26 protein-coding genes are annotated in these 17,334 nt (G+C 38.7%); 2 read left to right on the top strand and 24 right to left on the bottom strand.

The window, feature by feature from the left end:
- Positions 1-169: 169 nt before the first annotated feature.
- Positions 170-388: a hypothetical protein gene (locus COO03_RS20385; RefSeq protein WP_097898913.1), complete on the bottom strand. Its 219-nt coding sequence runs from the start codon at positions 386-388 to the stop codon at positions 170-172.
- A gap of 207 nt (positions 389-595) precedes the next feature.
- Between COO03_RS20385 and pdaB the strand changes: the two genes are divergently transcribed.
- Positions 596-1,360 carry a polysaccharide deacetylase family sporulation protein PdaB gene (gene pdaB, locus COO03_RS20390; protein ID WP_097898914.1) on the top strand — a complete coding sequence of 255 codons (765 nt, stop codon included), beginning with the start codon at positions 596-598 and terminating at the stop codon, positions 1,358-1,360.
- Between the two features lie 154 nt (positions 1,361-1,514).
- On the opposite strand, the gene COO03_RS20395 is transcribed toward pdaB, so the two are convergent.
- Entirely contained in the window at positions 1,515-2,129 is a 615-nt protein-coding gene (locus COO03_RS20395; RefSeq protein ID WP_097898915.1) for a KinB-signaling pathway activation protein, read from the bottom strand.
- Between the two features lie 138 nt (positions 2,130-2,267).
- On the opposite strand from COO03_RS20395, the gene gerD reads away from it, so the two are divergent.
- Positions 2,268-2,879 carry a spore germination lipoprotein GerD gene (gerD, locus tag COO03_RS20400; protein ID WP_097898916.1) on the top strand — a complete coding sequence of 204 codons (612 nt, stop codon included), beginning with the start codon at positions 2,268-2,270 and terminating at the stop codon, positions 2,877-2,879.
- A gap of 194 nt (positions 2,880-3,073) precedes the next feature.
- Here gerD and COO03_RS20405 read toward each other — a convergent pair whose 3' ends face one another.
- From COO03_RS20405 to rplR, 22 genes are all read right to left on the bottom strand, one after another.
- A complete protein-coding gene (locus COO03_RS20405) occupies positions 3,074-4,141 on the bottom strand; it encodes an Mrp/NBP35 family ATP-binding protein (RefSeq protein ID WP_097898917.1) in 1,068 nt (355 codons plus the stop codon).
- Between the two features lie 149 nt (positions 4,142-4,290).
- The gene (gene cwlD / locus COO03_RS20410) at positions 4,291-5,004 is read right to left on the bottom strand and encodes an N-acetylmuramoyl-L-alanine amidase CwlD (protein WP_097898918.1); all 714 of its coding nucleotides are present in this window, start codon (positions 5,002-5,004) and stop codon (positions 4,291-4,293) included.
- 66 nt (positions 5,005-5,070) lie between these two features.
- Complete coding sequence (locus COO03_RS20415) at positions 5,071-5,499, bottom strand: DUF2521 family protein (RefSeq protein WP_097898919.1); 429 nt, start codon at positions 5,497-5,499, stop codon at positions 5,071-5,073.
- Between the two features lie 391 nt (positions 5,500-5,890).
- The gene (gene rpsI / locus COO03_RS20420) at positions 5,891-6,283 is read right to left on the bottom strand and encodes a 30S ribosomal protein S9 (RefSeq protein WP_000079986.1); all 393 of its coding nucleotides are present in this window, start codon (positions 6,281-6,283) and stop codon (positions 5,891-5,893) included.
- A gap of 21 nt (positions 6,284-6,304) precedes the next feature.
- Positions 6,305-6,742 carry a 50S ribosomal protein L13 gene (rplM, locus tag COO03_RS20425; RefSeq protein WP_001260793.1) on the bottom strand — a complete coding sequence of 146 codons (438 nt, stop codon included), beginning with the start codon at positions 6,740-6,742 and terminating at the stop codon, positions 6,305-6,307.
- Between the two features lie 152 nt (positions 6,743-6,894).
- On the bottom strand, positions 6,895-7,638 hold the full coding sequence (gene truA, locus COO03_RS20430; RefSeq protein ID WP_097898920.1) for a tRNA pseudouridine(38-40) synthase TruA: 744 nt from the start codon (positions 7,636-7,638) through the stop codon (positions 6,895-6,897).
- Positions 7,639-7,652: 14 nt separating this feature from the next.
- Positions 7,653-8,447, bottom strand: coding sequence for an energy-coupling factor transporter transmembrane component T family protein (locus COO03_RS20435; protein ID WP_097898921.1), 795 nt, complete (start codon positions 8,445-8,447; stop codon positions 7,653-7,655).
- Positions 8,435-9,316 (bottom strand): energy-coupling factor ABC transporter ATP-binding protein, encoded by an 882-nt coding sequence (locus COO03_RS20440; RefSeq protein WP_097898922.1) that lies wholly within the window; start codon positions 9,314-9,316, stop codon positions 8,435-8,437. Before COO03_RS20440 ends, COO03_RS20435 begins: the two co-directional genes overlap by 13 nt.
- A complete protein-coding gene (locus COO03_RS20445) occupies positions 9,292-10,134 on the bottom strand; it encodes an energy-coupling factor ABC transporter ATP-binding protein (RefSeq protein ID WP_097898923.1) in 843 nt (280 codons plus the stop codon). The genes COO03_RS20440 and COO03_RS20445 overlap by 25 nt, the downstream gene beginning before the upstream one ends.
- A 110-nt stretch (positions 10,135-10,244) precedes the next feature.
- Complete coding sequence (rplQ, locus tag COO03_RS20450; protein ID WP_000331491.1) at positions 10,245-10,607, bottom strand: 50S ribosomal protein L17; 363 nt, start codon at positions 10,605-10,607, stop codon at positions 10,245-10,247.
- Positions 10,608-10,642: 35 nt separating this feature from the next.
- Positions 10,643-11,587, bottom strand: coding sequence for a DNA-directed RNA polymerase subunit alpha (locus tag COO03_RS20455; RefSeq protein WP_097898924.1), 945 nt, complete (start codon positions 11,585-11,587; stop codon positions 10,643-10,645).
- Positions 11,588-11,767: 180 nt separating this feature from the next.
- Entirely contained in the window at positions 11,768-12,157 is a 390-nt protein-coding gene (gene rpsK / locus COO03_RS20460) for a 30S ribosomal protein S11 (RefSeq protein ID WP_000101799.1), read from the bottom strand.
- A gap of 24 nt (positions 12,158-12,181) precedes the next feature.
- Positions 12,182-12,547 (bottom strand): 30S ribosomal protein S13, encoded by a 366-nt coding sequence (rpsM, locus tag COO03_RS20465; RefSeq protein WP_000090789.1) that lies wholly within the window; start codon positions 12,545-12,547, stop codon positions 12,182-12,184.
- A gap of 21 nt (positions 12,548-12,568) precedes the next feature.
- Positions 12,569-12,682: a 50S ribosomal protein L36 gene (gene rpmJ, locus COO03_RS20470; RefSeq protein WP_000868344.1), complete on the bottom strand. Its 114-nt coding sequence runs from the start codon at positions 12,680-12,682 to the stop codon at positions 12,569-12,571.
- A gap of 35 nt (positions 12,683-12,717) precedes the next feature.
- Complete coding sequence (infA, locus tag COO03_RS20475; RefSeq protein ID WP_001029884.1) at positions 12,718-12,936, bottom strand: translation initiation factor IF-1; 219 nt, start codon at positions 12,934-12,936, stop codon at positions 12,718-12,720.
- A 68-nt stretch (positions 12,937-13,004) separates the two neighbouring features.
- A complete protein-coding gene (gene map / locus COO03_RS20480; RefSeq protein WP_097898925.1) occupies positions 13,005-13,751 on the bottom strand; it encodes a type I methionyl aminopeptidase in 747 nt (248 codons plus the stop codon).
- The gene (locus COO03_RS20485) at positions 13,751-14,401 is read right to left on the bottom strand and encodes an adenylate kinase (RefSeq protein WP_097898926.1); all 651 of its coding nucleotides are present in this window, start codon (positions 14,399-14,401) and stop codon (positions 13,751-13,753) included. The genes map and COO03_RS20485 overlap by 1 nt, the downstream gene beginning before the upstream one ends.
- Positions 14,402-14,453: 52 nt before the next feature.
- Entirely contained in the window at positions 14,454-15,755 is a 1,302-nt protein-coding gene (gene secY, locus COO03_RS20490; RefSeq protein ID WP_097898927.1) for a preprotein translocase subunit SecY, read from the bottom strand.
- Positions 15,755-16,195 carry a 50S ribosomal protein L15 gene (gene rplO / locus COO03_RS20495; RefSeq protein ID WP_017150138.1) on the bottom strand — a complete coding sequence of 147 codons (441 nt, stop codon included), beginning with the start codon at positions 16,193-16,195 and terminating at the stop codon, positions 15,755-15,757. The genes secY and rplO overlap by 1 nt, the downstream gene beginning before the upstream one ends.
- A 33-nt stretch (positions 16,196-16,228) precedes the next feature.
- The gene (gene rpmD / locus COO03_RS20500) at positions 16,229-16,411 is read right to left on the bottom strand and encodes a 50S ribosomal protein L30 (protein ID WP_001085234.1); all 183 of its coding nucleotides are present in this window, start codon (positions 16,409-16,411) and stop codon (positions 16,229-16,231) included.
- Between the two features lie 16 nt (positions 16,412-16,427).
- Positions 16,428-16,928, bottom strand: a complete 501-nt coding sequence (rpsE, locus tag COO03_RS20505; RefSeq protein ID WP_003194373.1) for a 30S ribosomal protein S5 — start codon at positions 16,926-16,928, stop codon at positions 16,428-16,430.
- Positions 16,929-16,949: 21 nt separating this feature from the next.
- The gene (gene rplR, locus COO03_RS20510) at positions 16,950-17,312 is read right to left on the bottom strand and encodes a 50S ribosomal protein L18 (RefSeq protein ID WP_000628816.1); all 363 of its coding nucleotides are present in this window, start codon (positions 17,310-17,312) and stop codon (positions 16,950-16,952) included.
- Positions 17,313-17,334: the final 22 nt, after the last annotated feature.

Below are 17,334 nucleotides of genomic sequence, written 5' to 3' on the forward strand. Positions count from 1 at the left end.
CGTTCAGTTTTCAGAGAACTCGTTTGTCGCTCATTTGCGACTTCCTTATGTTAACATTTCTATGTTTCAATGTCAACTAAGTTTTTTATTTCGTTTGTCGCGTTTTGCTTTGTTGCTATCAGCGACGTTTATTAATTTACCATACGTTAAACACTATAGTCAACACTTTTTAATAAAAAATTCTTTTTCTTACATAACTAATACATTCTTCTGCATTCGCTACTTTTCGAAACAAACAAAAAATGATTTTATATCGTTCTTCCATCGTCTTTTTCACAACATTATGTATACGTTCATCCTCAAAATCAAATAAAAGTTCATCAAGCTCTCTCTTTAATATACATTGCATTTCTTTCTGTTCTTCTCTTGTCATCATAATCCCAATCAAATAATCACCCCAACAATTACTTACATAAAAATAACACTCTCATCGATTTTAATCTTTATTATCCAAGACCGTTGAAAGCAATCTTTGTAGAATTTCAATCGTATTGTCTATTATATCCACTACTTACGATATTAATTCTTTAGTTCTCTTTTCAAATCTTCATGCATATAAGTAACTGAAAAGGATTGGACAAAGGGGCGGAATATTATGTTTTTCTTTTTTATCACGAGTAAGCGCAGATTTAAGCACATTAGTTTAATAATTGTACTTTCCTTATTTACAGCATGGTTGCTTTTCTTAAAAACGTATTCTCATGAATCTGCTTTCTCCACTGCTACTGGGCCAAAAGTTATTTATAAAGGCGATACCACTAAGAAACAAGTTGCATTAACGTTTGATATTAGTTGGGGAGACAAAAAAGCAATTCCAATCCTTGATACATTAAAAGAAAGAGAAATTAAGAACGCAACATTCTTCCTCTCTGCAGCATGGGCCGAAAGACATCCTGATATTGTCGAACGCATCCTAAAAGATGGCCATGAAATTGGCAGCATGGGCTACAATTACACATCCTACACTTCACTAGAAGCGAACGAAATGCGAAGGGATCTTTTACGTGCACAAGATGTATTCACAAAGCTTGGTGTGAAACAAGTCAAGCTCTTACGCCCTCCTAGTGGTGACTTTAATAAAACAACGCTCAAGGTGGCAGAATCTCTTGGTTACACCGTTGTTCACTGGAGCAATAATTCAAACGACTGGAAAAATCCTGGTGTAAATAAAATTGTATCAGCCATTTCTAACAATTTACGAGGCGGAGATATCGTTCTATTACACGCTTCTGACTCCGCACTTCAAACAAACAAAGCTCTACCATTGCTCCTGCAAAAATTAAAAAGCGATGGTTATGAACAGATATCCGTATCGCAACTAATCTCTAACACAAGTGCAAAGAGTAAAGATATCAATTAAACCACTCAACTCTCACTTATCCTGTATTAGCAATCATCAATAAGAACCCAAACCCATTGAATGAAGTTTCACGGTATGTTATCTAATATTTCTCTACACAAAAAGGATGTACCACCTCATATAAAAGGTGTTACATCCTTTTTTATTTTCCCCCTTAACTAGCTGCTTTACTTCTTTGTCCTATTAAACGATGTAATATAAGTAACTGATATGCATTGCACAATAAAAGTGGTATAACCATTAAATATAGCCAATCTGTATCATTAACCCGAAGCGCTGGCACCCATTCGAGAATCGTTACAACAACCATAAAGAATAAAGCAGGTATAAACGCCTTTTTATTCGTTTCTTTACTCTTTATATACGCTACAATGGCACCAAATATAAATAAAACCCCAGCCACAAGAATATTATTACCTAATGAAACATCTCCATTTGCAATAAGCACAGATCTTAAATAAACGAAGTCAAACAAGACAAACGCAATAAAAAAAAGCTGAACCGCGTTCCAAAGAGAAGACGAACGAAACATTCCTAACCCAAAACGATGAACTGTTAAATAAGCAAAGAAACCCATCTGACTTATAACACTAAAAATAAAACCGACACCCATTAACCAAAAAGAAACTGCTAAAATCTCTCTTCCGTCGAAATTTTGAAAAAATTTAGCGTACTTGTCCCAACCTAGAATAAAGCCGATAAAGATTGTGCTAATCCCACCAAGAAACAACGTCGTAAAAAATAATCGTACCCACTTTCGACTATTCACAACCCATCCCCCATTATTCATATATTTCTAATTAAATTGTATCAATGACAATTTCAAAAAGCTAGCCATGAACATGTATAAATTCCTTAAAGATATTTATATTAAAAAAGAGAACTGTGTTGAAAGGAGCTCCCACTTATGAAACGGATGCTGCTCGTTTTGGTTTCTTCGATTCTGTTTACTCTACTTGTCGCATGTGCACAAGGAAAAGAAGCGAAATCCGAATTAGATTACGATCAAACAAAAAAAATGATTGTCGATATTTTAAAAACTGATCAAGGGAAGAAAGCGATCCAAGATGTATTAACCGATGAAAAAATGAAACAAGCACTTATATTAGATGAAACTGTAGTAAAGAAAACAATTGAAGATGCAATGGTATCCGAAAAGGGACAACAGTTTTGGGGGAAATTATTTAAAGACCCTGAGTTTTCAGCGAAGTTCGCTAAAAGTATGGGGAAGGAACAAACAAGCTTAATGAAAACCCTATTAAAAGACCCTGAATACCAAGCAGGCGTTATAGAAATTATGAAAAATCCCGAAGTAGAAAAAATGATGCTGCAAACTATGAAAAGTAAAGAGTATCGCCAATATTTGCAGCAAGTATTAACCGAGACTACGGAAAGCCCACTCTTCCAAGCTAAGATGATTGATATCATTGGCAAAGGTGTTCAAAAAGCCGAAAAAGGTGGAGGTTCTGAGAAAAAAGAATCTGGTGGTGGCTCACAAGGTGGGGACAAAGGACAATAATAAGGAAAATGACTATATATTGTAAATTCCCCATCACTATATACTAGGATGGGGAATTTTCTACTTCTTTTATTTACCTCGCTATATGCAGCCAGTAATGCTCTCACCTCAAACTTCAGCGAAAATAATGAAGTTTGAGGTGAGAGTTAATAATCAGCGAGAGTTAAAAAAACTCCACTAATTAAAGTTTCACTTTATTTCTGTTTCACAGATGTTCTATCAATAACTTGTTCAGCTATTGTTCGATAGATAATTCCTGTTTTATGTGTATCTTCGTATACTGATGGTGCAAAGTCTTCTTTATTCCAATCCGGTTGCTGAAGTGGAATTCTGCCTAGCACATCAGTTTGTAGTTCTGTGGCTAATTTATCTCCTCCACCTTTTCCGAATACATATTCTTTTTCACCAGTTACTTTACTTTCGAAGTATGCCATATTTTCAATAACGCCAAGAATGCTATGTTCAGTGCGCAGTGCCATTGCACCCGCACGAGCCGCTACAAATGCAGCAGTTGGATGAGGCGTTGTTACAATAATCTCTTTACAAGATGGGAGCATTGAGTGAACATCTAATGCTACATCCCCTGTACCCGGTGGTAAATCTAATACTAAATAATCTAAATCACCCCACTCCACTTCTGTGAAAAAGTGATTTAGCATTTTACCAAGCATTGGTCCTCTCCAAATAACTGGTGCATTATCCTCAACAAAGAAGCCCATTGAAATTACTTTAACACCTAATCGCTCCACTGGGATAATTTTATCCCCTCTTACAATTGGACGTTTTTCTATGCCCATCATATCTGGCACACTAAAACCATAAATATCCGCATCAATAATACCGACTTTTTTCCCTAAACGAGCTAGTGAAATTGCAAGGTTAACCGAAACTGTTGATTTACCCACGCCGCCTTTTCCACTTGCAACCGCTAAAAATGTTGTTTTAGAATGCGAAGATAGTAGCGATTCACTTCCCTGCTCTTCTTGCGGTGGTGCAAACTGCGCTAGTTCTTCCTCCGTAAATTCAGCAAAACGTAAACCAACTGTTGCTGCTCCAAGTTCTTTTACAAGTTTAACAATAGCAGCCTGCAACTGCATTTGTTCAGCAGTCCCTGTTTTTACAATCGCAATTTTCACGCTCACATGCTCTTTCTCAGGCTTAACAGTTACCTCTTGAATTGCATTTGTTTCTTTTAATGTTTTATGTAGAAATGGATCAGTAATCCCTTCAAGTGCCTCGACCACTTGCTCTTTCGTTACCATAATTACCCCAGCCCCCTGTATGAAAAATAAAGTAATGTTAAATGAATTGGGTTTGTTCATTTTTATTTTCAAAATAAATGCGTTTACATTTCCAGTATAACATATTTTCCGAAAACTTCGTTAACGAGAGGTCCTCAAAAAAATCCTCCTTACTCAGGAGGATTTCCTTTTTCCGTAAAGTAACGCAGTATCCCCCGGTATATCGCAGCTGCAACCTTTTGCTGATACTTCTCTGAATTTAACATATATCGTTCATTTACATTCGATAAAAAGCCGGCTTCAACTAAAGCACCTGGTGTTTTTGCATACTTAAGTAAATAGACATGAGAGATTGTTTTAGCTGAACGATTTGTGTTTTCTAGACTCGTTCGCAATTCAGCTTGTATATACTTTGCTGCACGTTCATTCTCAATTAAAGAGCGATAATAAAACGTTTGTGCTCCCTTCGAGCTACTGCTAGGCAAAGCATTTAAGTGAATGCTCACAAAAAAATCTACATCAGGCTTATTAATGATCTCTACACGTTTTTTGAGATCCTCTGCTTTGCGCCTACTATATGACTTTGTGTCTTTATCAGCTAAATCATAATCTCCCTCTCGCGTTAAAATAACTAAAGCACCTTGTTCTTGTAAATAATCTTGTACCATTTTGGTAATTTCCAGTGTAATGTTTTTTTCTACAATATCTTCCCCACCAACCGCCCCTCCATCTGGTCCCCCATGCCCAGCATCTAGCACAATTACTTTCCCAGATAAGGGTAAATTCCAAGCTCGCCACGATTTTGTAATTTGAAATTCTTGTTTCACCAGGAAAAACAATACAATAGCAGCCAGCACAAAAGAGATAATTCGAATTCTCTTCATACCTTTCCTCCTCCAGCTAGTCCCTCTAATTACTTATATGGGACAAGAGGAAAGTTTATGCTTCTCTTAATGCAGCTTTAAACGATATCTTCTTTCACCCTTTTCGTATCCTTCGCGCCACCATACGCTAATAAATTGCTGGCATGATTCATAAAGTTGTTCCTCATCTTTTGATCCTATCTCTCGCGCGGTCATACTCGTTAAAAAATGAAATAACATTTCCGTTAATTGTTGCTCTTCTTCTAAAGCTCTATATTTCACATCGAAAAAAGATTCGCCATAATAGCCAAATTTACTATATCTTGCTCCTAGTAAGTACGATTCAATTCCTAGTTCAATACAATAATCTTCGTACTGACGATGCAATTCCTTCATATCAAAAGCATCACGGATATTTGAACGCAATGTTTTTAATGACAATTCACGGAGCATCTTCCGTTCATACTTCAATTGCTTTTCTTTTTGTTTTTCTTGTAAGGTGACAATGACATTCATAGTACTTATAAACCTCCCTAATACGTATTAGTCTAAACTTCTAAAGACGAAGCATACGTAAGAAGATGGCACTAAAATATTCCAAGCTATAATACAAAAAATAAAAAAAACGGTGCAAAACCTTTCTTTTTAGATGAGAGAGCGCATCCGGCCATGCAAGAAGCGGTCAGACCTTTTTTCTGCTCCATGCCGTGTGAAAACAAAAGGAATATACAGATAGATGCAGGTTGTCTTTTATTCTTCGTAGCAGCAACCTAGATAGTGAAAAGTCAAAATAGATTTATCCTGTAAACTCACGGTCGATGATGAAAGGTTTAATTTATATAGTTCCATTAATTAAGACATAATAAAAAACCCCAGCCGAGTGGCTGGGGTTTGAAGTTCGCAAAAATTAACGTTTTGAGAACTGAGGTGCACGACGTGCGCCTTTAAGACCGTATTTTTTACGCTCTTTCATACGTGCGTCACGAGTTAATAGACCTGCACGTTTTAATGTTAGACGGTATTCTGGGTCAGCTTTTAATAAAGCGCGAGAGATACCGTGACGAATAGCACCAGCTTGACCAGTGTATCCACCACCATTTACGTTTACAAGTACATCGTAGTTACCTAAAGTTTCTGTTGCAACTAGAGGTTGTTTCACTACTTCACGTAATGCAGCAAATGGGATATAGTTTTCAAAATCACGACCGTTAATGATAACGCGTCCTTCGCCTGGAACTAGGCGTACGCGTGCTACTGAACTCTTACGACGTCCAGTACCATAGTATTGTACCTGTGCCAAAGTAAGCCCTCCTTTAATTAATTATCCGCGAAGTTCGTAAACTTCTGGTTTTTGTGCTTGGTGTGGATGCTCAGCTCCAGCATACACATTTAATTTTTTAGACACTTGACGTCCTAAACGTCCTTTTGGAAGCATGCCTTTAATTGCAAGCTCTAACATTTGTACAGGGTAGTTTGTACGCATTTCTAGAGCTGTTCTTTGTTTAAGACCACCTGGGTGGTTAGTGTGACGGTAGTAAATTTTATCGTTTAATTTATTACCTGTTAAATGAATTTTCTCAGCGTTAATAATAATTACATGATCACCCGTGTCAACGTGTGGTGTAAATGTTGGTTTGTTTTTACCACGTAAAATGGATGCTACTTCACTAGCAAGGCGACCTAAAGTTTGACCTTCAGCGTCAACCACATACCATTTACGCTCAACTTCGTTAGCTTTTGCCATAAAAGTCGTACGCATTTGTTTCCCTCCTCGTTATCTTTTCCATAGAAAAAATCTATTGTTTATCTTAAACACGATTTCCTTCCGGGGCTAATCGTGGTTTTAGAAACAATACCATATGTTATGATATCCTTTTGAGATTCTAATGTCAAGCAAATGTTACACCAGGATTAGTTGTTATAGTTTACCTGCCATAAATAAAGCCCTTGCCCTGGCACCATCTTCCCAGCAAAACGACGATCTTGTTTTTCTAAAATCTCTGGAATGCTGTCAGGAGCTATCTTTCCTTGTCCTACGCTAAGTAGCGTACCGACAATAATTCTAACCATATTATATAAAAATCCATTGCCTACAAAACGAAAAATTAATTCATCATCTTGTTCAATTACATCTATTTCATAAATTGTTCGCACTTTATCTTTTTTATCAGTTTTTGCCGAACAAAATGAAGTGAAATCATGTGTTCCCATAAAATAAGGGATTGCTTTTCTTATAGATTCTATCTCTAGTGGATACGGATACTGATATACATAATTTCTACGGAATACATCAGCTGTTTTAGATAATAATACACGGTAACGATACTCTTTTCTCTCCACACCGTAGCGTGCATGAAAATCTTCTGTTTTTTTCTCTACTTGCAAGACAACAATATCATCTGGCAACATTGTATTTAAAGCATTCATCCATTGCCATTCTTCAAGAGATAACGGTGTATCAAAATGAATCACCTGTCCTCTTGCATGAACAGTAGAATCTGTTCGCCCTGATGCCTGAACACGAACAAGCTCTCCTTTATGCAATTTTTGCAGAGCTTTCTCTATTTCTTGTTGAACAGTACGATGCTGTGGTTGAATTTGATACCCACAAAAATTGATGCCATCATATGCAACTGTACATTTTATTCTTTCCATCTCTCTATTCTCCATTACGATCGCACCCATGCTAGAATACACGCTAAACAAAGTAAACTCACTATTGTTAACGTATCGCTTGTTTTCCAGCGTAGCTGCCTAAATTTAGTACGTCCTTCACCGCTTTGATACCCGCGTGCTTCCATTGCAATTGCTAAGTCCTCAGCACGCTTAAAAGCACTAATAAACAGAGGGACGAGTAAAGAGATAACAGCTTTCAGCCGATCCTTTATCGGTCCACCAGCAAAATCAATACCACGGGATGCTTGTGCTTTCATAATTTTACTTGTCTCATCCATTAATGTTGGAATAAAACGAAGAGAAATAGACATCATTAATGCGATTTCGTGAACAGGAACTTTTAAACGCTTTAATGGTTTTAATAACGTTTCCATACCATCCGTAATCTCGATTGGTGTTGTCGTTAACGTTAATAATGTTGTCATTAAAATAATGACAAAGAAGCGTATTGAAATATATATCCCTTGCTCTAATCCTTTTTCATGTATCGAAAACCAACCAAGCTGGAACAGTACATCCCCTTCTTTATTCGTAAAAATATGCAGGAAAAATGTAAAAAGGAAAATCCATAAAATTGGTTTTAAGCCCGAAAGTACATAACGAATCGGCACTTTTGCAAAAAATAAAGCAATGAGTGCATATAAAAATAAAAATCCATATGAAATCGCATTATTTGCTAAAAAGACAACAAATACATATAAAAAGACAATCAACAGCTTCGTACGAGGATCAAGTTGATGAATGAGTGACTGACCTGGAATATATCTCCCAATAATCAACTGCTGCATGATTCATGACCACCTTTTCGTAACACCTGTACAACTTCATGAGTAAGGTCCTCTAAAGATAAGGTAGCCTTTGGAATCGAAATACCAAACTTCTCTTCAATTGCACGTTTATACTTTAAAGACATTGGAAGATCCACACCGATTTGTTCTAGCTCATCCGCATGTGAAAATACTTCCTCTGCTGTTCCTTGCAAAAAGACCGTTCCTTTATGCATAACCACAATTTGATCCGCATATTTAGCAGCATCCTCCATATTATGGGTAACAAGGATTACTGTAAGCCCCTGCTCCTTATGAAGCTTATAAAACATCTCCATAAGCTCATGGTGTCCCTTTGGATCAAGCCCTGCTGTGGGTTCATCTAATACAAGCACTTCCGGTTCCATCGCAAGTACGCCTGCTATTGCAACACGTCTCATTTGTCCACCGCTTAACTCGAACGGAGAACGTGATAATAATTCTGGATCCAATCCAACAAGCCTGATTGCATCTCTCGCCTTTTGCTTTGCCTTTTCTTCAGGTACACCGAAATTCGAGGGTCCAAAACAAATATCCTTCTCAACTGTTTCTTCAAATAGCTGATGTTCTGGAAATTGAAAGACAACCCCTACCTTTTTTCGCAGCGGCTTTAACTTCTTCGCTTTCTTTTGTGCGGAAATTAAATGTTCTCCAATTTGGACTGTACCATGTGTTGGCTGCAATAAGCCATTTAAATGTTGAATCATCGTCGATTTGCCGGAACCAGTATGACCGATAATGGCATAATAGCCCCCACTTGGAAACGACACGTCTACATCATAAAGCGCGCGTCTTTCAAATGGAGTCTTATATTGATAACGATGCTCTACCTTTTGGAATGTAATCTCCAAAGTTCGTTCACCAAGCTTTCCATTGTAAGATGCGTATTTTGCAGCGGAATTTCATTTCTTTTTAATAATTCTGCTATTTTCACTGAAAAAGGTACATCTAAACCAATTTCTCTGAGCATATGAGAGGACTTAAAAATTTGCTGTGGTGTCCCTTCCTCTAATATTTCTCCCTTATTCAAAATAATGATGCGATCTGACTGCGCAGCTTCTTCTAGATCATGCGTAATTGATAAGACAGTAATCCCTTTCTTACCAACAAGCTGTCTAACTGTTTCAACTACTTCACGTCTTCCCTGTGGATCTAACATTGATGTTGCCTCATCCAATATTAAAATAGATGGTTGGAGAGCTAAAACACCCGCTATCGCAACACGTTGCTTTTGTCCACCAGATAATGAATGCGGTTCTTCATTTAAAAACTCCTCCATCCGAACAAGCTGCAACGCTTGATTCAGCCGTTCTACCATCTGTTCCCGGGGCATTCCAATATTCTCAAGCCCAAATACAACGTCGTCTTGTACTGTTGTACCTACAAATTGATTATCTGGATTTTGAAATACCATACCAATTTGCTTTCGAATATCCCATACCGTTTCCTCAGATAGAATCATTGTGTCGTTTACAGTAATCGTACCTGATTCTGGTAGAAATAAACCATTTAATAATTTTGCAAGGGTAGACTTTCCTGAACCATTTTGTCCAATAACAGATATCCACTCTCCCTCATATAAAGAGAATGATACATCTTTTAACGCATAAGAAGTTGCCCCGGGATATTGAAATGATATATTTTGTGTGCGAAGCTTCTCTTTTTTCAATACAAGGCACCCTCTCTCGTTACTTCGCCAAGTTAGCCTATTTTCTTATATTAAAAAAAAGGGCCATGACCAGTTACTTGAAAAGAACTGTCCTGCCCTTTTAATTATCATTATACTAACTCGATAATTACCATTGGTGCTGCGTCTCCGCGACGTGGACCAATTTTTGCAATACGAGTGTATCCGCCTTGACGCTCAGCATAGCGTGGAGCTACATCAGCGAATAATTTTTGAAGTGCATCTTGACCAGTCTCAGCGTTAGCAACTTCATTGCGGATGAAAGATGCTGCTTGACGACGAGCATGAAGATCTCCGCGTTTACCTAAAGTGATCATTTTTTCCACTACAGAACGAAGTTCTTTTGCACGAGTTTCTGTCGTTTGAATGCGCTCGTTGATAATTAAATCAGTAGCTAAGTCACGTAACATAGCTTTACGTTGCGCACTTGTACGGCCTAATTTTCTGTATGCCATTCGTAGTTCCCTCCTTTGTTGATGAATTTAAATCCTCAGTCGTCTTTGCGTAAACCTAAGCCTAATTCCTCAAGCTTATGTTTAACTTCTTCTAAAGATTTACGTCCTAAGTTACGAACTTTCATCATATCTTCTTCTGTTTTGTTCGCAAGCTCTTGTACAGTATTAATTCCTGCACGTTTTAAGCAATTATAAGAACGAACAGAAAGATCAAGTTCTTCAATAGTCATCTCTAGAACTTTTTCTTTTTGATCTTCTTCCTTCTCGACCATAATCTCAGCATTTTGTGCTTCATCAGTTAAACCAACGAAGATGTTTAAATGCTCAGTTAAGATTTTGGCACCCAAAGAGATAGCTTCTTTTGGCCCGATGCTTCCATCCGTCCATACATCAAGCGTAAGCTTATCATAATTTGCCACTTGTCCGACACGTGTCTTTTCCACTTGGTAAGTGACACGTGATACTGGAGTATAAATAGAATCAATAGGAATAACTCCTATTGGTTGATCCTCGCTTTTATTTGCATCAGCTGGCGTATACCCACGGCCACGCTTTGCAGTTAAACGCACGCGGAAATGCGCATCTTTTGCTAACGTCGCAATGTATAAATCTGGATTTAAGATTTCAACATCACTATCGTGAGTAATATCACCAGCTGTGACAATACCTTCGCCCTGTACATCGATTTCCAACGTCTTCTCTTCTTCAGAGTAGATTTTAAGAGCTAACTTTTTCAAGTTTAAGATGATCGTTGTAACGTCCTCTACTACGCCCTCTACTGTTGAAAATTCGTGTAATACGCCATCGATTTGGATGGCAGTTACAGCGGCACCAGGGAGTGAGGATAAAAGAATACGACGTAAGGAGTTACCCAAAGTAGTACCATATCCACGCTCAAGCGGTTCAATCACGAATTTACCATACTTAGCATCTTCGTTAAGTTCAACCGTTTCGATTTTCGGTTTTTCAATCTCAATCATTAACTAAACCCTCCTTCAAAACGTCGAAACCCCGGCTAAACAAAGGAAAAACCTCTGTCTAACCGAAAGTCCCCCTTAGGCAGTTCCCGATTGTGCACAACAAGCGATGTTTCTGTACGAAATTTCTCGATAATGCATCATATCCATTATAGACAAAAGGGAAAATTCTATACAGAAAAATTACACACGACGACGTTTTGGTGGACGACATCCATTATGAGGAACTGGAGTAACATCTCTAATTGCTGTTACTTCTAGACCTGCAGCTTGAAGAGCACGAATTGCAGCTTCACGACCAGCACCAGGACCTTTTACAGTAACCTCTAAAGTTTTTAAACCGTGCTCCATTGCAGCTTTAGCAGCAGTTTCAGCAGCCATTTGCGCAGCGAATGGAGTAGATTTACGAGATCCACGGAAACCAAGTGCACCAGCACTAGACCAAGAAAGCGCGTTACCGTGAGTATCTGTAAGTGTTACGATTGTGTTGTTGAAAGTAGAACGAATATGAGCTACACCAGCTTCAATATTCTTTTTCACACGTTTTTTACGAGTGTTTGTTTTACGTGCCATTGTTAGTTCAACCTCCTTTACTTATTATTTCTTTTTATTTGCTACTGTACGACGTGGACCTTTACGCGTACGAGCATTGTTTTTAGAGTTTTGACCACGAACTGGTAAACCACGACGGTGACGAAGACCACGGTAAGAACCGATCTCCATTAGACGTTTAATGTTAAGAGATACTTCACGACGAAGGTCTCCCTCAACTTTAATACGATCGATGATATCACGGATACGTCCTAATTCGTCTTCCGTTAAATCACGAACTCGTGTTTCTTCAGAAACACCAGCTTCAGCAAGAATTTTTTCAGCAGTAGTACGACCAATGCCGAATACGTAAGTTAAAGAAATAACAACGCGTTTGTCACGAGGAATATCTACACCTGCGATACGTGCCATTACGAATGCACCTCCTTCTGATTAACCTTGTTTTTGTTTATGTTTAGGGTTTTCACAAATAACCATTACTTTTCCACGTCTACGAATAACTTTACATTTTTCGCAGATTGGTTTAACTGACGGTCTTACTTTCATGTCTCGAACCTCCTTAAAGATTACGGAGTGCTATATTATTTAAAACGGTACGTAATACGACCACGATTTAAATCGTACGGAGATAATTCTACCGTAACTTTGTCTCCTGGTAAAATACGAATGAAGTTCATACGGATTTTACCAGAAACGTGAGCCAATACGACATGCCCATTCTCTAATTCTACTTTGAACATAGCATTTGGCAACGTTTCAAGAACGGTACCTTCGACTTCAATTACATCATCTTTAGCCATTCAATAGTTCTCCCTTCTTCAAATCAGTAACATTTTACACTGTTCTGAAATCCCGGAGAGCCAGCTACTTATAAAGTGGTAAGGATTTCGTATCCTGCTTCTGTAAGAGCAATCGTGTGCTCAAAGTGGGCACACCATTTACCATCTACCGTTACCACTGTCCAGTCATCAGATAGTGTTTTTACATATCGTCTTCCTTGGTTCACCATCGGCTCAACACAGATGACCATTCCCGGCTTTAATCTAGGACCTTTATTTGGTGGACCATAGTGCGGGATTTGTGGGTCTTCATGTAAGTCTTGCCCGATTCCGTGACCAACATACTCCCTAACGATCGAGAACCCATTATCTTCAGCATACGTTTGAACCGCATGTGAGATATTTGATAATCTCTCGCCTGGTTTTACTTGTTCTAGACCAAGATACAACGATTTTTCTGTGACATCAAGTAGCTTTTGAACAGATTCAGAAATGTTTCCTACTGGATACGTCCATGCAGAATCTCCATGGTACCCATTGTATTTCGCACCAATATCGATACTGATGATATCGCCTTCTTGGAGCTTGCGCTTTCCTGGAATCCCATGTACAAGCTCTTCATTTACAGAAGCACAGATGCTTCCCGGAAATCCGTTGTATCCTTTAAAAGATGGCGTGGCACCATATTTTCGAATCGTCTTTTCCGCTATTTGATCGAGCTCTTTCGTTGTAATTCCTGGAGCAATATGCTTTTTCAACTCTTGATGAGTTAAAGCAACGATCTTGCCAGCTTCTCGCATGATTTCTATCTCGCGAGGAGTTTTGCAAATGATCATTACGCTAAGCCTCCGATGAGAACATCGATATCAGCAAATACTTTATTGATATCTTGCTCACCATTAATGCTTTGTAAGTAACCAAGCTCCTCGTAGAAATCAAGCAAAGGTTTTGTTTGCTTAATATTTACTTCTAAACGATTTGCTACAGTCTCTTCATTGTCATCAGAGCGTTGATATAATTCGCCACCACATTTATCACACACGTCAGCTTTTGCTGGCGGATTGAATTCTAAATGGTAAGTCGCACCGCACTCTTTACAAATGCGACGGCCTGTAAGACGTTTTAATAGCAATCCTGAATCCACATTAATGTTTAAAACATAGTCGATTTTTTTGCCAAGATCTTTCATAATCTCTTCAAGCGCAGATGCTTGTGCAACTGTTCGTGGGAAACCATCTAGTAAGAAGCCTTTAACGCAGTCTTCTTGACTTAGACGTTCACGAACGATTCCGATTGTAACTTCATCTGGAACAAGCGCACCTTTATCAATAAAGGACTTAGCTTGTAAACCAAGTTCAGTTTCAGCCTTCATAGCTGCACGGAACATATCACCTGTTGAGATGTGAGGGATGTTATACTTGGCAACAATCTGCTCGGCTTGTGTACCTTTACCGGCACCAGGAAGCCCCATTAAAATTAAGTTCATCTTTGTTCCCCCTCATAATGAGCATGTAGGGAAGACACCTCTTCCCACTTACTCACTGCTTGATAAACCCTTTGTAATGGCGTTTTACCAGTTGGCTTTCTAGCTGCTTCATTGTTTCTAAAGCAACGCCGACAACGATTAACATACTCGTTCCACCAATCTGTGCAGATGGAGGAAGGTTCCCCAGCTTGGTAAATATAACTGGAAGAATTGCAATCGCTGCTAGGAAAATAGATCCTACAAAGGTCAAACGATACAAGATTTTTGTTAGATATTGTTCTGTATTCTTACCCGGACGAATACCAGGAACATATCCACCTTGTTTGTTTAGATTCTCTGCCATTTGCTCTGGATTAACCTGAACAAATGCATAGAAATATGCGAAAGCTACAATGAGCGCTACATATATAATCATTCCCACAGGGTGAGAATAGTTAAAGTTTTTGATAATCCACTGCGATATATCATGATTCGGGAAGAACTGTGCAATAGTTGGAGGTGTAATTAAGAATGAAACAGCAAAAATTACTGGAATAACACCCGCACTATTTACCTTAAGCGGTAAATGTGTGTTTTGTGCTCCAGTATAACTACCATTTCCTCCTGTTACACGCTTCGCATATTGAATTGGGATCTTTCTAACAGCTTGTTGGATGAAAATAACACCCACTACAACTGCTAGCACAGCTAGTAAAACCAATACGACTTTAACGATACTCATGAACAGTTGATCTCCGACATTTTGAAACTGTTGTAAGTATACTTGATGTAATACATTTGGGATCGCCGCGGCAATACCACCAAAGATAATAATAGAAATACCATTTCCTACACCTTTAGCGGTAATCTGTTCACCTAACCACATTAAAAATGCAGTACCAGCAGTCAGTACCGTTGCAATGTATAAATAAGTGCTCCAACCTGGATTCAAAATTAACTGGCCACCTGCCATACCGTTAAAACCGATTGACATACCAAACGCCTGAATAAACGCAAGAACAATCGTAAAGTAACGCGTGAATTGTGTTAACTTACGACGGCCCATTTCGCCTTGCTTCGACCATTCCGAAAATTTAGGAACAACATCCATCTGCAATAATTGCACGATGATGGATGCTGTAATATACGGCATGATTCCCATCGCGAAGATGGAGAAGTTTTTCAAAGCGCCACCGCCAAATGTATTTAGGATTCCTAATGCATTTAACTGATCTTGTGCTTTCAGTACATCTCCATTTGTAAATGGCACTGGGATAAACGTGCCAATCCTGAATACGATTAACATCGCTAAAGTGAATAATATTTTACGTCTTATCTCAGCAACGCGCATAAAGTTGGAGATTGTACGAAACATTAGATCACCTCAACTGTTCCGCCAGCTGCTTCAATTGCTTCTTTAGCACTTGAAGAGAACTTGTGCGCTTTAACAGTAAGTTTTTTCTCAACTGCTCCGCTTGCAAGAACTTTAACACCGTCGTTTAATTTGCTGATAACGCCAGTTTCCAGCAATAATTCAGGTGTTACTTCTGTACCATCTTCAAAACGATTTAACGTTGCTAAGTTTACGATAGCAAACTCTTTACGGTTAATGTTTGTGAAGCCGCGTTTTGGTAAACGACGGAATAGTGGAGTTTGACCACCTTCAAAGCCAAGACGAACACCGCCGCCAGAACGTGCGTTTTGTCCTTTATGACCTTTACCAGCAGTTTTACCGTTACCAGAACCGATACCGCGACCGACACGGTTACGTACTTTACGAGAACCTTCTGCAGGTTTTAATTCATGAAGTTTCATTCCCAGGCACCTCCTTATATTAATGAGTTATCCTTAAGCTTCTTTTACAGTTACAAGGTGAGAAACTTTGTTGATCATACCAAGAATAGCAGGAGTTTCTTCCTTAACTACAGTTGAATTCAACTTTTTAAGACCTAAAGCTTCTACCGTCGCACGTTGATCTTGTGGACGACCAATTACACTACGAGTGAGGGTAATTTCTAACTTTTTCGCCATTTGTTTTCCCTCCTTCTTAACCTAGTAGCTCTTCTACAGATTTACCGCGTAATTTTGCAACATCTTCAGCACGCTTAAGTTCGCTTAATCCGTTCACAGTAGCGCGAATCATGTTAATTGGTGTGTTAGAACCAAGAGATTTCGAAAGAATATCTTGTACACCAGCTAATTCAAGAACCGCACGAACTGGTCCACCAGCAATAACTCCAGTACCTTCAGCAGCAGGTTTTAAGAATACTTCACCAGCTCCAAAATGACCGTTGATTGTGTGTGGAATTGTTGTACCAACTAATGGTACTGTGATTAAGTTTTTCTTAGCGTCTTCGATAGCTTTGCGAATTGCGTCTGGTACCTCTTGTGCTTTACCCGTACCGAATCCAACATGACCGTTTTTATCGCCAACTACAACTAGTGCAGCAAAGCGGAAACGACGACCACCCTTAACAACTTTCGCGACACGATTTATCGTAACTACACGTTCTTCAAGTTCTAATTTACTTGGGTCAATGCGATGCATCAATTTTCCCTCCTTTGACCATTAAAATTGTAATCCAGCCTCACGAGCAGCTTCAGCTAGAGCTTTAACACGGCCATGGTATAAGTAACCACCGCGATCAAATACTACTTCTTTAACGCCTTTCTCTACAGCACGCTTAGCAACTGATTCTCCAACTTTCGTAGCAGCCTCAATATTGCTAGTACCGTTAAGAGCAAGGTCTTTATCAAGAGTAGATGCACTTACTAATGTTACACCATTTACATCATCAATAACTTGAGCGTAAATATGTTGATTAGAACGAAATACGTTTAAACGTGGACGTTCTGCAGTACCAGTAAGTTTAGCACGTACGCGTGCATGTCTTTTCTTACGAGTCGCATTTTTATCAGCTTTAGTGATCATTCTTGTCACTCCTTTCTCTCAC

Source organism: Bacillus sp. AFS098217 (assembly GCF_002551815.1).
Classification (GTDB): Bacteria; Bacillota; Bacilli; order Bacillales; family Bacillaceae_G; genus Bacillus_A.

What these genes read in the sequence shown, in the direction of transcription:
- pdaB (WP_097898914.1), top strand. Translation starts at nt 596, where the DNA reads ATGTTTTTCTTTTTTATCACGAGTAAGCGCAGATTTAAGCACATTAGT.
- gerD (WP_097898916.1), top strand. Translation starts at nt 2,268, where the DNA reads ATGAAACGGATGCTGCTCGTTTTGGTTTCTTCGATTCTGTTTACTCTA.
- COO03_RS20405 (WP_097898917.1), bottom strand. Translation starts at nt 4,141, where the DNA reads ATGGTAACGAAAGAGCAAGTGGTCGAGGCACTTGAAGGGATTACTGAT.
- cwlD (WP_097898918.1), bottom strand. Translation starts at nt 5,004, where the DNA reads ATGAAGAGAATTCGAATTATCTCTTTTGTGCTGGCTGCTATTGTATTG.
- COO03_RS20415 (WP_097898919.1), bottom strand. Translation starts at nt 5,499, where the DNA reads ATGAATGTCATTGTCACCTTACAAGAAAAACAAAAAGAAAAGCAATTG.
- rplM (WP_001260793.1), bottom strand. Translation starts at nt 6,742, where the DNA reads ATGCGTACGACTTTTATGGCAAAAGCTAACGAAGTTGAGCGTAAATGG.
- truA (WP_097898920.1), bottom strand. Translation starts at nt 7,638, where the DNA reads ATGGAAAGAATAAAATGTACAGTTGCATATGATGGCATCAATTTTTGT.
- COO03_RS20435 (WP_097898921.1), bottom strand. Translation starts at nt 8,447, where the DNA reads ATGCAGCAGTTGATTATTGGGAGATATATTCCAGGTCAGTCACTCATT.
- rplQ (WP_000331491.1), bottom strand. Translation starts at nt 10,607, where the DNA reads ATGGCATACAGAAAATTAGGCCGTACAAGTGCGCAACGTAAAGCTATG.
- COO03_RS20455 (WP_097898924.1), bottom strand. Translation starts at nt 11,587, where the DNA reads ATGATTGAGATTGAAAAACCGAAAATCGAAACGGTTGAACTTAACGAA.
- rpsK (WP_000101799.1), bottom strand. Translation starts at nt 12,157, where the DNA reads ATGGCACGTAAAACAAACACTCGTAAAAAACGTGTGAAAAAGAATATT.
- rpsM (WP_000090789.1), bottom strand. Translation starts at nt 12,547, where the DNA reads ATGGCACGTATCGCAGGTGTAGATATTCCTCGTGACAAACGCGTTGTT.
- rpmJ (WP_000868344.1), bottom strand. Translation starts at nt 12,682, where the DNA reads ATGAAAGTAAGACCGTCAGTTAAACCAATCTGCGAAAAATGTAAAGTT.
- infA (WP_001029884.1), bottom strand. Translation starts at nt 12,936, where the DNA reads ATGGCTAAAGATGATGTAATTGAAGTCGAAGGTACCGTTCTTGAAACG.
- map (WP_097898925.1), bottom strand. Translation starts at nt 13,751, where the DNA reads ATGATCATTTGCAAAACTCCTCGCGAGATAGAAATCATGCGAGAAGCT.
- COO03_RS20485 (WP_097898926.1), bottom strand. Translation starts at nt 14,401, where the DNA reads ATGAACTTAATTTTAATGGGGCTTCCTGGTGCCGGTAAAGGTACACAA.
- secY (WP_097898927.1), bottom strand. Translation starts at nt 15,755, where the DNA reads ATGTTTCGTACAATCTCCAACTTTATGCGCGTTGCTGAGATAAGACGT.
- rplO (WP_017150138.1), bottom strand. Translation starts at nt 16,195, where the DNA reads ATGAAACTTCATGAATTAAAACCTGCAGAAGGTTCTCGTAAAGTACGT.
- rpmD (WP_001085234.1), bottom strand. Translation starts at nt 16,411, where the DNA reads ATGGCGAAAAAGTTAGAAATTACCCTCACTCGTAGTGTAATTGGTCGT.
- rpsE (WP_003194373.1), bottom strand. Translation starts at nt 16,928, where the DNA reads ATGCATCGCATTGACCCAAGTAAATTAGAACTTGAAGAACGTGTAGTT.
- rplR (WP_000628816.1), bottom strand. Translation starts at nt 17,312, where the DNA reads ATGATCACTAAAGCTGATAAAAATGCGACTCGTAAGAAAAGACATGCA.